The sequence below is a fragment of the Pelagibius sp. genome, assembly GCF_028289705.1.
Taxonomy (GTDB): domain Bacteria; phylum Pseudomonadota; class Alphaproteobacteria; order Kiloniellales; family Kiloniellaceae; genus Pelagibius.
Genome location: NZ_JANQOI010000161.1, coordinates 1 through 14,898 on the forward strand (window position 1 = coordinate 1; position 14,898 = coordinate 14,898).

General features: G+C 67.6%; 17 protein-coding genes. 8 read left to right on the plus strand and 9 right to left on the minus strand.

Features of this window, described 5'->3' with window-relative positions; genetic code table 11:
* Window positions 1-22 precede the first annotated feature (22 nt).
* Together Q0996_RS19910 and Q0996_RS19915 are read right to left on the minus strand one after the other, a co-directional pair.
* Complete coding sequence (locus tag Q0996_RS19910) at window positions 23-745, minus strand: gamma-glutamyl-gamma-aminobutyrate hydrolase family protein (RefSeq protein WP_299623891.1); 723 nt, start codon at window positions 743-745, stop codon at window positions 23-25.
* 66 nt (window positions 746-811) lie between these two features.
* A complete protein-coding gene (locus tag Q0996_RS19915) occupies window positions 812-1,255 on the minus strand; it encodes a DUF3775 domain-containing protein (RefSeq protein WP_299623894.1) in 444 nt (147 codons plus the stop codon).
* A 154-nt stretch (window positions 1,256-1,409) separates the two neighbouring features.
* On the opposite strand from Q0996_RS19915, the gene Q0996_RS19920 reads away from it, so the two are divergent.
* Together Q0996_RS19920 and Q0996_RS19925 are read left to right on the plus strand one after the other, a co-directional pair.
* Complete coding sequence (locus tag Q0996_RS19920) at window positions 1,410-1,862, plus strand: nucleoside deaminase (RefSeq protein ID WP_299623897.1); 453 nt, start codon at window positions 1,410-1,412, stop codon at window positions 1,860-1,862.
* A gap of 61 nt (window positions 1,863-1,923) precedes the next feature.
* Window positions 1,924-2,187 carry a type II toxin-antitoxin system ParD family antitoxin gene (locus Q0996_RS19925; protein WP_299623900.1) on the plus strand — a complete coding sequence of 88 codons (264 nt, stop codon included), beginning with the start codon at window positions 1,924-1,926 and terminating at the stop codon, window positions 2,185-2,187.
* Window positions 2,188-2,211: 24 nt separating this feature from the next.
* Here Q0996_RS19925 and Q0996_RS19930 read toward each other — a convergent pair whose 3' ends face one another.
* The gene (locus tag Q0996_RS19930) at window positions 2,212-2,508 is read right to left on the minus strand and encodes a hypothetical protein (protein WP_299623903.1); all 297 of its coding nucleotides are present in this window, start codon (window positions 2,506-2,508) and stop codon (window positions 2,212-2,214) included.
* A gap of 940 nt (window positions 2,509-3,448) precedes the next feature.
* On the opposite strand from Q0996_RS19930, the gene Q0996_RS19935 reads away from it, so the two are divergent.
* The 4 genes from Q0996_RS19935 (at window position 3,449) to speE (ending at window position 5,828) form a co-directional block, all read left to right on the plus strand.
* The gene (locus Q0996_RS19935; protein WP_299623906.1) at window positions 3,449-3,793 is read left to right on the plus strand and encodes a DOPA 4,5-dioxygenase family protein; all 345 of its coding nucleotides are present in this window, start codon (window positions 3,449-3,451) and stop codon (window positions 3,791-3,793) included.
* Complete coding sequence (locus Q0996_RS19940) at window positions 3,780-4,349, plus strand: TlpA disulfide reductase family protein (protein WP_299623909.1); 570 nt, start codon at window positions 3,780-3,782, stop codon at window positions 4,347-4,349. The genes Q0996_RS19935 and Q0996_RS19940 overlap by 14 nt, the downstream gene beginning before the upstream one ends.
* Before the next feature lie 145 nt (window positions 4,350-4,494).
* Window positions 4,495-4,983 carry an adenosylmethionine decarboxylase gene (gene speD / locus Q0996_RS19945; RefSeq protein WP_299623912.1) on the plus strand — a complete coding sequence of 163 codons (489 nt, stop codon included), beginning with the start codon at window positions 4,495-4,497 and terminating at the stop codon, window positions 4,981-4,983.
* Window positions 4,980-5,828 carry a polyamine aminopropyltransferase gene (gene speE, locus Q0996_RS19950; RefSeq protein ID WP_299623915.1) on the plus strand — a complete coding sequence of 283 codons (849 nt, stop codon included), beginning with the start codon at window positions 4,980-4,982 and terminating at the stop codon, window positions 5,826-5,828. The genes speD and speE overlap by 4 nt, the downstream gene beginning before the upstream one ends.
* A 175-nt stretch (window positions 5,829-6,003) precedes the next feature.
* Here the strand turns inward: speE and Q0996_RS19955 are convergent, their stop codons facing one another.
* Window positions 6,004-6,558, minus strand: coding sequence for a GNAT family N-acetyltransferase (locus Q0996_RS19955; RefSeq protein ID WP_299623918.1), 555 nt, complete (start codon window positions 6,556-6,558; stop codon window positions 6,004-6,006).
* Window positions 6,551-7,849 carry a phosphoribosylamine--glycine ligase gene (gene purD, locus Q0996_RS19960; protein WP_299623921.1) on the minus strand — a complete coding sequence of 433 codons (1,299 nt, stop codon included), beginning with the start codon at window positions 7,847-7,849 and terminating at the stop codon, window positions 6,551-6,553. Before purD ends, Q0996_RS19955 begins: the two co-directional genes overlap by 8 nt.
* 114 nt (window positions 7,850-7,963) lie before the next feature.
* Between purD and xseA the strand changes: the two genes are divergently transcribed.
* Window positions 7,964-9,397, plus strand: coding sequence for an exodeoxyribonuclease VII large subunit (gene xseA, locus Q0996_RS19965; protein WP_299623924.1), 1,434 nt, complete (start codon window positions 7,964-7,966; stop codon window positions 9,395-9,397).
* Entirely contained in the window at window positions 9,397-10,230 is an 834-nt protein-coding gene (locus Q0996_RS19970) for a M23 family metallopeptidase (RefSeq protein WP_299623927.1), read from the plus strand. The genes xseA and Q0996_RS19970 overlap by 1 nt, the downstream gene beginning before the upstream one ends.
* A gap of 13 nt (window positions 10,231-10,243) precedes the next feature.
* On the opposite strand, the gene Q0996_RS19975 is transcribed toward Q0996_RS19970, so the two are convergent.
* From Q0996_RS19975 to Q0996_RS19990, 4 genes are read right to left on the minus strand one after another with little or no spacing between them, the layout of a single operon-like run.
* The gene (locus Q0996_RS19975; protein WP_299623930.1) at window positions 10,244-11,215 is read right to left on the minus strand and encodes a lipid A biosynthesis lauroyl acyltransferase; all 972 of its coding nucleotides are present in this window, start codon (window positions 11,213-11,215) and stop codon (window positions 10,244-10,246) included.
* Between the two features lie 3 nt (window positions 11,216-11,218).
* Window positions 11,219-12,229, minus strand: a complete 1,011-nt coding sequence (gene lpxK, locus Q0996_RS19980; RefSeq protein ID WP_299623933.1) for a tetraacyldisaccharide 4'-kinase — start codon at window positions 12,227-12,229, stop codon at window positions 11,219-11,221.
* A complete protein-coding gene (locus tag Q0996_RS19985) occupies window positions 12,216-12,953 on the minus strand; it encodes a lysophospholipid acyltransferase family protein (RefSeq protein WP_299623936.1) in 738 nt (245 codons plus the stop codon). Before Q0996_RS19985 ends, lpxK begins: the two co-directional genes overlap by 14 nt.
* Window positions 12,954-12,972: 19 nt before the next feature.
* Entirely contained in the window at window positions 12,973-14,811 is a 1,839-nt protein-coding gene (locus Q0996_RS19990; protein WP_299623939.1) for an ABC transporter ATP-binding protein, read from the minus strand.
* Between the last annotated feature and the right edge of the window lie 87 nt (window positions 14,812-14,898).

Below are 14,898 nucleotides of genomic sequence, written 5' to 3' on the forward strand. Positions count from 1 at the left end.
TCCGGCCGCTGCCATGCCGGCCTCAGGCCGCCGCCACGAAGGCGCGGAAAATCGCCTGATCGGCGGGGGAGATGGCAAATTCCGGGTGCCACTGAACGCCCAGGCAGAAGCGGTAGCCGGCGGCCTCGATCCCCTCGATCACGCCGTCGGGGGCGACGGCGTTCACCGTCACGCCGTTGCCGACCGCTTTCACCGCCTGGTGGTGGGCCGAGTTCACCGGCATCTCGGCGGTGCCGCAGATCGACTTCAGCAGGCTGCCGCCGCTCAGGGCGACGGCGTGGCCGGCTTCGTTGCGGGGGTTGGGCTGTTCGTGGGCCAGCGCCGCCGCGACCTCGTCGGGGATGTGCTGGATCAGGCTGCCGCCCAGCACCACGTTCAAAAGCTGCTCGCCGCCGCAGATGCCCAGCACCGGCAGGTCGCGCTCCAGGGCGCCGCGCGTGATGGCCGCCTCGAAGTCGGTGCGGCGGTCCTTGGTGCGCACGGTCTCGTGGCGGTCGTTGGCGCCGAACAGCGCCGGGTCGACGTCGAAGGCCCCGCCGGTCACCAAGAGCGCGTCGATGCGCTCGAGATAGCGCTCGGCCTTGTCCGGCTCGTGCGGCAGCAGGACCGGCAGGCCGCCGGCCTCGATCACCGCCGCGGTATAGTTCTGCCGCAGGGCATACCAGGGGTACTTGGACCAGCCGCCGGCGCCCTCGCAATCGAGGGTGATGCCGACCAGAGGCAGGGCGGGAGTCGGTTGTGCCATGGCGGCACTTTAGGCGCCGTGCCGCGCCCCTACAAGGCTGCCTCGGGGGGGCTCCGCCGGGGCCTCTTAGACCGGGTTGCCGGTGTCCTCGCAGCTATGGCCGAGGGCGGTGAATCCCTCTTCCAGAAGGTCGCCGAACAGCGGCATGCCCAGCAGGTATTCTGAGGACGGGCCGGTGTGGCGTTCGTTGGCCGCGGCCACGGCGGCGCGCCATTCGGCGCGGTCGAAGTCCCCCCGCCCGACCCAGGTCATGGCCACCAGTTCGGCCTGCTGTTCTTCGTTCAAATCCTCGATGACGTGGCGGATCTCCTGGGTCACCGGGTCGTCGCCGTGGTCTTCCAGAACGTCGTGCATGTCGTCCTCGCCGGGCTGCGAGACCTCGTCGCGCTCGGCCGGCGCCACCTTGGCGTCGAAGGCGCGGGCCTTGGCGATGAGGAAACAGACCGTGCCCGGATCGATCTCCAGTTCCACCGCTTCCGGCTGCGATGCCGATACCCCTGCCTTGGCCATGATTTTGCGTCCTTTCCCAGCAATGACGACCCGCCACTCGGCGGGCATCTGCAAGTTTTGTCGGGGCAGGGGTGCGCCGCATTGACCTAGAGCAATGGGCGCGGCAGGCTCGGGCCGCCGCATCAGGCGGGCATTCCCGGAGACGACGCGTTCCATGACACGACCCGACTACATGGCCCAAGCGCTGGCCGAGGCCGAAGCGGCGGCCGCCGCCGGCGAGGTGCCGGTGGGCGCGGTGCTGGTGGACGCGGCCAGCGGCGCGGTCCTCGCCCGGGCCCACAATCTGGTGGAACGCACCGCCGATCCCACGGCCCATGCCGAGATGCTGGCAATCCGCCAGGCGGCGGCCGAGCTCGGCGCGCCGCGCCTGGAGGCGGCGGAACTCTACGTGACCCTGGAGCCTTGCCCCATGTGCGCCACGGCGATTTCTTTCGCGCGCATCAAGCGCCTCGTCTTCGGCGCCTACGACCCCAAGGGCGGCGGCGTCGACCACGGCCCGCGCATCTTCCAGCAGCCCACCTGCCACCATAGGCCTGAGGTCATCGGCGGCGTCCGCGAGCAGGATTGCGGCGCGCTGCTGCAGGCGTTTTTTCAGGCACGGCGGTAGCCTTGAGGCCAATAACAAGAATTGCTATATTTCGTTATCTTTGATTCTTGTGTGGGCTACCATGAACGTCTCTTTGACCCCGGAACTCGAGAAGCTGGTGGACGAGCGGGTGAAATCCGGCCGCTACACCTCGGCCAGCGAGGTGATCCGGGAAGCCTTGCGGCTCCTGGACCGCTTCGACGAGGCCCAGCGTCTGGGGCTGATTGAACTCAATCGGAAGATCGACGAAGGTTTGGCCCAGGCTGACCGGGGCGAGACCATCAGCGGCGCCGAGTCCCGTCGCCGCACCCGATCTCTGCGATCGACGCTGTCAAAACAGGGGTGATGCGCTACCTCGATACACCCGGACTCAATCACTCGTCCTGGCTGGAGATATGGCGACCAGATGGTTACTCAACATCTCTTTGCTCACATCGACGCTGTCGCGCGTGCTGATGGACCTTAGATCGCTTGGCGCCAGTTTCTTGGGTATGTTTTCGCCTTCGAGCTTGAGTTGCTGGATTTTCCTTCCATCGACCACAAGGTCGTAGAGCCCCTCGCGAATCCAACCCACTTCGCCCTCAACCCTGCCTGTGAACAGCGTTCGGCCATCGGCGAACTGGAATATGTCGAGCACCGCAAAGCTGAAATCCGACCCATCGGTCATGAGGATCTGTGCTCTCTCGGACTTGGTTGGACCCTGGGTTTCAGTTCTCGCGCTGGGCTTCTTTGGTCCCACATCTCAGGGTGGACACATGGAAGCTTAACATGATGGATATCCGGCCGACCGAACATAACGGCCCGTGCCGGCTCGTTCTTCACAAACCCGTGGGAGGCCGGTGACGCTGCGCCCTCAAAGAGCCATATTGAGCCATCAGGATAGATACCACGCGCATGACCCTGCAGGACATCGACTCGATCAGGGGTTACCACGCCCATGTCTACTACGCCGCCGCGAGCAGGCCTGCGGCGCGCTGCTGCAGGCGTTCTTCGAGGTAAGGCGCTGACGGATTCGGATGCTCCTGGGCAGCCTGAGTGCCGGTGTGCTGAGCAGGGGAGCGACGAACGACGCCTGGAAAAACAAGATAGCGACAATTTGCGAGTTCGTTGCGCACGAACTATCGAGCCGTGAAATGGTCTCCCACGTCCGAGGCGACGAGGCGTCTTTCGCTATCCAGATCAATGCGAATCACGACGGATTGAACGACTTCCAAATTTGGAGAGACGTCCCGGATGATTGCCCGATATCGGTTGCCGAACCGGTTATATGTATACGCAATACCGTGCCGTTCGAAGAAGGCTTCGATAACCTCCGCAGTCGCGCCAACGTAGAGCTCGGAATCGATCAGTTTCTCAATTCTGTCTGAATGCTCCGTGTCTGGAGGCATTGGAAGGGGCAAGGCTTGCTCGCCAAGACTGAATCCATGAGGAAGCGAAACACATAAGAACATTATGAAGAACAGGATGCGCAAAGCTGACCGCTTCATGTGATGTAATTGCCCTCCCCGGGCTTCCGACATGGGACGGTAGATCAAAAGGCTATGGGATCGGATGACGGCAAGACCGCGATAGCCCATATTATGGCAGAGAGAGACAAGGATCGCCTCATGTCACCGAAGCACATCGACGCCATCACCGGCTATCACGCCCATGTCTACTACGACGCCGAGAGCAAGGCGGCGGCCGGCGTGTTGCGGGAGGCCATCGAGGCGCGCTTCGACGTGCGCATGGGCCGCTGGCACGACCGGCCGGTGGGCCCCCATCCCTGCTGGAGCTATCAGGTGGCCTTCACGCCGGATCTCTTCGCCTCTGTGGTGCCCTGGCTGGCCCTCAACCGCGGCGAGCTGGTGATTTTCATTCACCCGGAGACCGGCGAGGACCTGCCGGACCACCGCGACCGCGCCCTCTGGCTGGGCGCCAAGCTGGAGCTGAACCTAGATGTCTTGCGTTAGGCTCCTCCCGCTCCTGGCGGTCGTTCTTCTGCTGGCCGGCCTGCCGGTGCGGGCCGAGCCCGTCCACCTGGACGACGAGCGGGTTGCGGCGCTTGCCGCACTGCCGGTCTTGCACGGGGGGGCGGTCACCGCCGAGGCGCTGGCCGGCAAGGCGGTGGTGGTGGCCTTCTGGGCCTCCTGGTGCCCGCCCTGCCACCCGGAGTTCCAGAACCTCAAGCAGGCGCAAGCGACCTACGGCGACGACCTGGCCATTGTCGCGGTCAACATCTTCGAGGAATGGGGCCGCTTCACCGGCACCACGCGGCGCGATGCCTTTCTGGCGCGCCACGACCCGCCCTTCCATGTCGTCGCCGAAGGCGAGCAGGTGGCGGGGCTGTTCAAGGACGTGACGCGTATCCCGACGGTCTTCGTCTTCGCCCCGGACGGCCGGCCGGTGATGCACTTCATCCACGCCGAGGGCGCGGCCAAGACCCACGCCTCCTACGAGGAGATCGCCGCGGCGGTTGCGGCGGCCCTGGCCCTGGATACGAACCCGGCGGCGGCGGATCAGAGTTAACGCCCGCGGACTTCTTCGCCGTGCTGCAACCGCGTTAACCTCTGTTACAGCCAACGAAAATTTCTCTTGCATTGAGACCCAAAACAAACGACAACCCGCGCCTCAGATTTTTCTGGGTCAATCTACTGGTTGCGTTGGAGGACAGATGTCTCAGGCACAGGCCCTCTTCCAACTGGGGATCGACTTGGACGACGACCCAAGCGCCTCCAAAACGGAAGAACAAAACACCACCCCTCTCGCCGCCTCGCCGGGGGAGGAGCGTAAGGACTTTTTCATCGAGCGCGATGGCGAGCGATACGCCGGCACGCATCTGATTGTCGACCTTTGGGATGCCCAGGGCCTCGACGACCTGGAGCTGGTGGAGGCGACGCTGCGGGAGTCGGTGACCGCCGCCGAGGCGACGCTGCTGCACATCCATCTGCACCACTTCACGCCCAACGACGGCATCTCCGGCGTGGCGGTGCTGGCGGAGTCCCACATCTCCATCCACTCCTGGCCGGAATCGGGCTACGCGGCGCTGGACATCTTCATGTGCGGCGACGCCAAGCCGGAGAAGGCGGTGGAGGTGCTGCGCGCGCGCTTCAAGCCGGCGCGCATGGTGGTCGAGGAGCATCGGCGGGGCCGCGGCGTATGAGCCGCTGGCTCGTCGAAGAGCTGCACCACGACTTCCAACTGGGCCTCAAGGCCGACACCGTCCACTACGACAGCAAGACCGACCATCAGCGTCTCGTGGTCTTCGAGAACGAGACCTTCGGGCGGGTGCTGACCCTGGACAACGTGGTGCAGACCACCGAGCGGGACGAGTTCATCTATCACGAGATGCTCGCGCATCTGCCGATCCTTGCCCATGGCAGCGCCCGCAAGGTGCTGATCGTCGGCGGCGGCGACGGCGGCATGCTGGAAGAGGTGCTGAAGCACCGCGGCGTGGAGACGGTGACCCAGGTAGAGATCGACGCCGGGGTCATCGACTTCTCCAAGCGCTATCTCTCTTCCATCTGCAAGGACGCCTTCGACGACCCGCGCCTCGATCTGGTGATCGCCGACGGCGTCGACTTCGTCGCCTCCTGCGCGGAGCGCTACGACATCGCCATCGTCGATTCCACCGATCCCATCGGCCCGGGGGAGGTGCTGTTCACCGACACCTTCTACGGCAAGGCCAAGGCCTGCCTGGCGCCCGGCGGCATCCTGGTGACCCAGAACGGCGTGCCCTTCCTGCAGGGCTCCGAACTGGCCAACACCATGCGGGCCTTCCGCGCGCTCTTTGCAGATGCCGCCTGCTATCTGGCCACCGTGCCCACCTATGCCGGCGGGCCCATGGCCTTCGGCTGGGGCTCGGACGATCCGGCGAAGCGTCAGGTGAGCCTGGAGGCGCTGGAAGAGCGATTCCGTGAAGCCGGCATCACGACGCGCTACTACAATCCCGCCGTCCATCTGGCGGCCTTCGCGCTCCCCACCTACATCGCCGAGATCGCCGGTTAGCAGGCTGCTGAAAGAGCCGGTTTGTTGATTGACCTCGTGCTTCGAGACGGGCGCCGAGGCGCCCTCCTCAGCATGAGGTCAATCGGTCCAATACCTTGCCTCACCCTGAGGAGCGGTTCGCAGAACCGCGTCTCGAAGGGTGGCGTGCTCCTACCAACGTAATTCCGACAACCTGTCAGCGCGGCTTCAGGCGCTCCATGATTACCGCCGGGGTGCCCATGAAGTCGGTCTCGGCGAAAAGCCGGAAGCCGCACTTGTCGGCGACCCGCGCCGAGGCCTCGTTCTTCGGATCGATGATGCAGACGCAGCGCTGCATGCCCAGTTCCGCCTCCCCCCAGGCGAGGACGGCGCGGGTGGCTTCCGTGGCGTAGCCCTTGCCCTGGGCGCCGGGGGTGAGCACCCAGCCGGCCTCCGGCGCGCCCTCGAAGCTCGGCGTGATGTCGCGCTTGAAGTCTGCCAGGCCGGCCTCGCCGACGAAGCGGCCGCTTGCCCGCTCCTCCACCAGCCAGTAGCCGAAGCCCAGCAATGCCCAATGCCCGGCGTATTTCAGCAGCCGGGTCCAGCTCTCGCTGGGCGGGGAGGGCCGGCCGGTGATGAAGCGGGTAACCCGGGCATCGCCCCAGAGCGCGGCGCTGTTGCGGAAGTCCTCCACGCCGTGGCCGCGCAGCACCAGGCGCTTGGTCCTGAGGACCGGAACCCGGGCGGCGACGAGTGAAACCTCTTCAGTCAACAGCGGCGGCCTTCTCGCGCTCGACCGCCCGCCAGCCGATGTCGCGGCGGCAGAAGCCCTCCGGCCAGTCGATCTTGTCTGCGGCGGTGTAAGCGCGGGCTTGGGCCTGGGCGATGCTCGGGGCCATGGCCGTCACTCCCAGCACCCGCCCGCCGTTGGCCAGAACCGTGCCGTTCTCCCCGCCCTTGGTTCCGGCGTGAAAGACCTTGATGTCGTCGGAATTGCCGGCCGCCGCCTCCAGGCCGCCGATCACCGTGCCCTTCTCGTAGCCGCCGGGATAGCCCTTGGCCGCCATCACCACGGTCAGCGCCGCCTCCTCGTACCAGCGCAGATCGAAGGTGGAGAGCACGCCGTCGCTGCAGGCGATGAGCGCCGGCAGCAGGTCCGACATCAGGCGCATCAGCACCACCTGGCACTCGGGGTCGCCGAAGCGCACGTTGTACTCGATGAGCTGCGGGCCCTCTGCGGTGATCATCAGCCCGGCGTAGAGTACGCCCTTGAAGGGGCGGCCCTCGGCCTTCATGCCGGCCACCGTGGGGCGGATGATGCTGGCCATGGTCTCCTCCACCAGGGCCTCGGTCATCACCGGTGCCGGCGAATAGGCGCCCATGCCGCCGGTGTTGGGGCCCTCGTCGCCGTCGAAGGCCCGCTTGTGGTCCTGGGCGGTGGCCAGCGGCAGGGCGAAGTCGCCGTCCACCAGGGCGAAGAAGCTGGCCTCCTCGCCCTGCAAGCAGTCCTCGATGACCAGCTCGGCCCCCGCCGCACCGAAGGCACCGTCGGCCATGGCGGCGTCGATGGCGGCCAGCGCCTCGTCTTCCGTCGCCGCCACCGTCACCCCCTTGCCGGCGGCCAGGCCGTCGGCCTTGACGACGATGGGGGCGCCCTGCCGGCGGACATAGGCCTTGGCGGCCTCGGCCTCGGTGAAACGCCCATAGGCGGCGGTGGGGATGCCGTATTTGGCGCAGAGGTCCTTGGTGAAACCCTTGGAACCTTCCAGCTCTGCGGCAGCCGCCGTGGGGCCGAAGGCCTTCACCCCGATGGCCGTCAGCCGGTCCACCAGCCCCAGCACCAAGGGCGCCTCCGGTCCCACCACCACATAGTCGATGGCCTCCTGCTGCACGAAGGCGAGGAGGCCGTCGATATCCTCGGCGGCGATGGGCACGCAGTCCGCGTCCTCGGCGATGCCGGCGTTGCCCGGCGCGCAGAACAGCTTGTGGCAAAGCGGGGAGGCCGCCAGGGTCCAGCACAGCGCGTGTTCGCGCCCGCCGCCACCGACCACCAGAATTTTCATAGTTCCTCCCGAGCGATCAGGGCGCGGCGGCGATGGTTGTCGTTTTGCTCACCGCACCTCCGGCATGGTATAGCGACTCCAGGTCCCGACCCGAATTGTCCGTAAAGAGCGCCCTTGCCCGCAAGCCCCTCCATCAGCAACGTGCCGGAGTTTTCGGTCTCCGAGATCTCCCAGGCGGTCAAACGCACGCTGGAGGGCACTTTCGAGCGGGTACGGGTGCGCGGTGAGATCTCCGGCTTCAAGCGGGCCGCCTCCGGCCACCTCTACCTGGCGCTGAAAGACGAGAACGCGGTGCTCGACGGCGTGTGCTGGCGCGGCACCGCGGGGCGCCTGGCGATCCAGCCGGAAGACGGCATGGAGGTCATCGCTTCCGGGCGGATCACCAGCTATCCCGGCCGCTCCAAGTACCAGATCGTCATCGAGGCGCTGGAACTGGCCGGCCAGGGCGCCCTGCTGAAGCTGCTGGAGGAGCGGCGCCGCAAGCTGGCCGAGGAGGGCCTGTTCGACGAGGCGCGCAAGCGCCCCCTGCCGTTCCTGCCCGGGGTCATCGGGGTCGTCACCTCGCCCAGCGGCGCGGTGATCCGCGACATCCTGCACCGTCTGGCGGACCGCTTTCCGCGCCGGGTGCTGGTCTGGCCGGTGCTGGTCCAGGGCGAAGGCGCGGCGGCGCAGGTGGCGGCGGCCATCCGCGGCTTCAATGCCTTGCCCGAGGCAGGAGAAGTGCCGCGGCCCGATCTGCTGATCGTCGCCCGTGGCGGCGGCTCCCTGGAGGACCTCTGGTCCTTCAACGAAGAGGTGGTGGTGCGGGCGGCGGCGGATTCGGAGATTCCGCTGATTTCCGCCGTGGGTCACGAGACCGACACGACCCTCATCGACTTTGCCGCCGACCGCCGCGCGCCCACACCGACGGCGGCTGCGGAGATGGCGGTGCCGGTGCGCCGGGAGCTACTGCTGCAGGTCTCGGATCTGGACCGGCGCCTGCTGGCGGCGGCCAACCGGCTGATGGACGAACGCCGGACCCAGGTCGAGGGGCTGGGCCGCGGGCTGGTGGACCCGCGCCGCCTGTTGGAGGAATTGACCCAGCGCCTGGACGAACGGGTCGAGCGCCTGCGGGCGGCCTGGACCCGCCTGCTGAAGGACGGCCAGGCCCAGGTGGCGCGGCTGCAGGCGGCGCTGCCCCACCCGCGCCAGCTTCTGACGGTGAAGCGCGAGCAACTGGCGGCTGCGGCGGGCCGTTTGGAAACGCTGCAGCCCCGCCTGCTGAGCGAGCGCCGCGGCGAGGTGGAGAGCCTCGGGCGGGTGCTGGAGAGCATCTCCTACAAGAACGTCCTGCAGCGCGGCTATGCCGTGGTGCGCGGACCCGAAGGTGCGATCACGTCAGCGGCGGCGGTGCAGCCGGGCCAGGCCCTGCGCCTGGAGTTCGCCGACGGCACGGCGGCGGCCACCGGCGGGTCGGCTAATCCGGAGAATCCGCAGAAGCCGAAGCCCGCCGCGAAGCCCAGGAAGGCGGGGCCGGCCAAGGACGATCCCCAGGGATCGCTGCTGTGATGGGCAGGCGCAGCATCGCTGCAGTTTTGCTGTTCCTGACGTTGCTTTGGCCGCTCTCGCTGGCGGCGCAGCAGGCGCCAGTTTTGGAAGGTGATCTCGTGCAGGGTGGCTTGGTGATCGGCACCGCCGTCCCCGGCGCCCGGGTCACCTTGAATGACAAGCCCTTGCGGGTGACCGGCGACGGCCGCTTTGTCTTCGGCTTCGGGCGCGATGCGCCGGGCGAGGCGCGGCTCACAGTCACCTACCCCGACGGCGCGGTCAGCGATCAGACGCTGGCCATCGCCGGCCGGGAGTACAAGGTGCAGCGCATCGACGGCCTGCCGAAGAAGTTCGTGACGCCGCCGGACGAGGTGGTGACGCGCATCCGCGCCGATGCCGAGGCGGCTGCGGCGGCACGCGGGACCGACCGCCCGGAGACCGATTTCGACAGCGGCTTCCGCTGGCCCGCTATTGGTATCATCAGCGGTGTCTACGGCTCCCAGAGGATTCTGAACGGCGAGCCGCGGCGCCCGCACTTCGGCATCGACATCGCCGCCCCCAAGGGCACGCCGGTGGTGGCCCCGGCGGATGGCCTGGTGACCCTCGTGCACCCGGACATGTACTTCACCGGCGTCACCCTGTTCCTCGATCACGGCCACGGGCTGTCCTCGGCTTTTCTGCACCTGGAGAAGGTCACGGTGCGCGAGGGGCAGAAGGTCACGAAGGGCGAGCAGATCGCCACCGTCGGCTCCACCGGCCGGTCCACCGGGCCGCATTTGGACTGGCGGGTGAACTGGTTCACCGAGCGGCTGGACCCGGCGCTTCTGGTCGGCCCGATGCCGGCCAGCCCCTGAGTCTGTTGCTGAGTCAGGCGCTGAGCTCGGATTGCGGCTGAGGCCGGGGTTCCCGGGTGGGCCGGTCCCAGCGCCGGTGCAGCCAGAGCCAGTCGGCGGGGCGCTCGCGGATCCATCGCTCCAACACAGTGTTCGCCTCGGCCATCATGGCTTCGGCGTCGGCCTGCTTGCTGCCCAGGTTCGGGCGCTCGATGGGCGGTTCCACCGAGATGCGAAAGCGCGCGCCGCCCAGGCGCTCGAACTGCACCGGAAACATCGGGATGCCGCGGTCGATGGCCTGCTTGGCGATGCCCAGGGTGGTGCGCGCGGGCTTTCCGAAGAGGGGCAGCGGCACCCCCTGGCTGGACCGCTGATCGAACAGCACCCCCAGATCGAACCCCTCGTCCAGCAGCCTCACCACCTGGCGGGCGCCGTCGCGGCTCTTTGAAATCAGCCCCTTGTCGTGATTGGGCCGGCTGCGGAAGTACTGGGTGACGCGCTCGATGTAGGGATTGTTGATCCGGCGGACCACGACGGTGATGTCGTAGCCTTGCTTGTGGGCGATGACGGGCATCAGCTCGAAGTTGGCCATATGAGCGGCCAGCAGAATGAAATGGCCGCCGTCCCGGCGGATCGCGGCCAGCCGCTCGGAGCCGACCACCTCGACGCGGCCTGAGTTGGCTGCCGCGATGGTTCCGAGATGCGGATACTCCGCCACCGTGCGGCCCAGGTTGTCCCACATGCCGATCAGGATCTCGCGGTGCTGGGCCTCGCTCATCTCCGGAAAGGCGATGGCCAGGTGCTGCATCGCCCGGCGGTTGACGCCGAGACTCCGCGCTAGCGTACGGGCGCCCCAGCCGGCGAAACCGGAGGCCCAGTCCACCGGGAGCAGCCAGAAAAAGCCCATGGCCAGCAGATGCGCCAGGCCCTCGGCGGCATGACGCAGGCGCCGCAGCAGCTTGTTCAGGGGGCGCTGGCGCCTAGCCCAACGCTTTTCCTTGCGCATTGTTTAGCCTGGTTGTTCCTGGGGCGGGTGCTTGGCTGCCGGGTCCGGCGCGGCCGACAGTGGCAGCCGCGCCAGAAGCTCCGACAGGGCGCTCTTGTCTTCCCAGGCCAGGGATACGTCAAGCACCAAGATGTCGCCGGGTTTCTCGGGGCCCAGGCGCAGGGCGTCCTTTGCGGTGGTCACCAGGGTCGCCTGCGCGGCCTCCGCCGCTTGGCGCAGCTCGGTCAGGATCGCCGTGTCGTAGGGCTGGTGATCGGCGAAGGCCCTCGTGCCCGCCAGCTCCGCGCCGAGGCCGCGCAGGCTGTCGAAGAACTTCTCCGGCCGGCCGATGCCGGCAAAGGCGAGAACCCTCCGTCCGGCAAGAGCAGCGTCATCGGGCACAAGCCTGGCCCTGAGGATGGGGCGCTGCGCGAGGCGCCGATCGATCGCCGCAGCCTCGGCGCCGACGACGACCACGGCATCGGCCCGGGCGAGCCCGCTGGCCGGGGTCTCGCGCAACGGCCCGGCCGGGATGACGCGCCCGTTGCCGAGGCCGTAGGCCCCGTCGACGACCAGCAGCGAGAGGTCCTTTTTCAAGCCCGGGTTCTGGAAGCCGTCGTCCATGACGAGGACGTCGGCCCCGGCGGCCACCGCCGCCTTGGCACCGGCGACACGGTCGCCCGCCACCCAGGTCGGCGCCATCCGGGCCAACAGGAGGGCTTCGTCACCCACCGCCGCGGCATCGTGGATTGCAGCGTCCACCCTTGTCGGGCCGGCTGTCCGGCCGCCGTAGCCGCGGGTGAGGGCGGCCGGGGCATGGCCACGTTGCTCCAGGATCTCCAGCAGGGAGAGGGCGACCGGCGTCTTGCCGGCGCCGCCGGCCACCAGGTTGCCGACACAGATCACCGGGACCGGGGCCTGCCAGGGGGTGACCAGGGCGCGGCGCAAAACCCCGGCGAGGTGATAGGCCTGTCCCAGGGGCGCCAGCAGACGGGGGAGCGCGCCGTCCCTGGCCCAGAACTCAGGCGCGCGCACGGCGGTGCGGCCCTTCGTCGAGGCCCGCGGCCGGCACTTCGTCCTGGCCCAGGATCCGTTCGGCCTCGTTGGTCAGGTCATTCATGCTCTGCTCGATGGCCAGGCGGCAGCGCTCCAGCGCCGCCGCGTCCGCGTCACGCGGCACATAGACCGGCGGACCCCAGTGAAGCACGCCGCGGGCCCAGGGGAACGGCAGACAGAAGCGGTCCCAGGTGCCGAAGACTTTCCGTGGCGAGGTGCTGCCGGTCAGGGTGACCATGGGCGCGCCGGAAAGCTGGGCCGCCTTCACGGCACCCATCTTGATGCGCATGCGTGGGCCTTTGGGTCCGTCCGGGGTGATCATCATGGTCATGCCCTTGTCCAGCTGGCGGCACATCTCCCTGAGCGCCGAGGCGCCGCCACGGCGGCTCGAGCCATGCACCACGACGTAGCCGATGTGCCGCAAGGCATCGCCGATCATGCGTCCGTCGCGGTGACCCGAGGTCATGAACCCCAAGGCCCCCGGCCGCGGCCGTGGGTGCCAGCCGCCGACGACAACGAACATCCGGCCATGCCAGCAGCAGACGATCAGCGGCTTGCCGGCCTTGAACAGCTTTTCGGTTTCGGGGTCGACGTGGCGCGTCCAGCGGATGCTCAGGTAGAAGAACCAGATCAGGCCGGCCACCATGAGGGCGAAGAGGCTTTGCGCCTGATCCGACCGCAGCCACGATTTCAGGATCTTCACGGTGCGGCCGGCTCTGGACTCAGGCTTGGGCGCGGAGGTCGCCCTCGGCCGCGCCGTCCGGCAGTTCGGTTTCTTCCTGCTGGGCGAACTGCATGGCGTAGAGCCGGGCATAGTGGCCGTCGCGGTGGAGCAGCTCAGTGTGGCTGCCCTGCTCGACGACGCGGCCGCCCTCCATCACATAGATGATATCCGCGTCGACCACGGTGGAGAGGCGGTGGGCGATGACGAAGGTGGTGCGCCCGGACATCAGCTTGTTGAGCGCCGCCTGGACCTGGCGCTCAGACTTGTTGTCGAGGGCCGAGGTCGCTTCGTCGAGCAGCAGGATTGGCGCGTCCTTGAGGATCGCCCGGGCGATGGCGATGCGTTGGCGCTGGCCGCCGGAGAGGTTGCTGCCGCGCGGGCCCACCTGGGTCTCGTAGCCCTGGCCCAGCTCCTGGATGAAGCTGTGGGCGCCGGCCATGCGGGCGGCCCGCTCGATCTCCTCGGCGCCGGCTCCCGGCCTGCCGTAGGCGATGTTGGCGCGCACCGTGTCGTCGAACAGCAGGATCTCCTGGCTGACCAGGGCGATGGCGTGGCGCAGGGAATCCAGGGTCACCTCGCGCAGGTCCTGGCCGTCGATGGTGACGCTGCCGGCCTCGGGATCGTAGAAGCGCGGGATCAGGTTGAGGATGGTGGACTTGCCGGCACCCGACGGACCGACCAGGGCCACCGTCCTGCCGGCCGGGGCCTCCAACTCGACGCCGTGGAGGGCCGCACGCTCGCCGTCGTAGGAGAAATGGACGTCCTTGAAGTGCACCTGTCCGCCGGCCACCGAGAGTTCCTTGGCCTGGGGCCGGTCGACCACCTCCCGCTGGCGGTCCAGCACCTCGAAGACCCGCTGCGCGGCGGCGAGGCCGTTCTGCAGGATGCTGTTCAGCTTGCTCAGGCGCTTCAGCGGCTCATAGGCCAGAAGCAGAGCGAAGATGAAGGCGAAGAGCGAGCCGGCATCGCGGTTGCCGGAGATCACCTCGTGGCCGCCGTAGAGAACTACTCCGGCGATGGCAAAGCCGCCGAGCGCCTCCATCACCGGGTGGATGATGTTGCTGACCCGTGCCTGCTTCATGTTGAGCTGGTAGACCTCTTCGATGGCCTCCTGGGCGCGCTTGGATTCGTAGCGCTCCATGACATAGGCCTTGACGTGGCGGATGCCCTGAAAGGCCTCGTCGAGCAAGGTGGTGAGGCGCCCGACCTGCACCTGGTTGCGCCCCGAGACCTTGCGCATGGAGCGGCCGATCCGAACCGAGGGGAAGATCGCGATGGGCAGGACCACGCAGGTGAAGAGGGCCAGCAGCCAGTCCTCGTAGAACATCACCGCCACCAAAGCCGCGGCGGTCAGCGTATCCTTGCCGATGGCGGTCAGCGTGCTGGAGGTGGTGTTGCGCAGCAAGTTGACGTCGTTGATGAAGCGCGACACCAGGGCACCGGGTGCGTTGTGGTGGAAGAACGCCAGGTCGGCGCCGATCAGCTTGTCGAAGAGCTGCTGCTGGATCTTGGCCACCACGCGGTGGCCCACCTGGCTCATCAGCACCGCCTGACCGTAGGCGGCGAAGCCACGCAGGGTAAAGACGGCAATGGTGGTGATGGCCACGGGATAGAGCAGGTCGGAGCGCCGGGCGCCGAAGATGTCGTTGACGATGGGCTTGATGAGCTGGGTGAAGCCGGCGGTGGTGCCGGCGACGATGGCCATGCCGACCAGCGCCACGGCGATGCGCCACTTGTGCTCAACCACATAGTCGCGCACCAGCCGGTGCACCAGGACCTTGGTCGAGGCGTCGCGGAAGTCGATTTTCTTCGGCTTGCTGGTGTTCTTGTCTGACAAGTCGCTTCGGTGCCGTTTTTTTGAGGCGGCAAACCGTGAACCGTTGTTGGGGGGCGCAGCTTACCATGCGCCCCGGAGCAAGGTCAC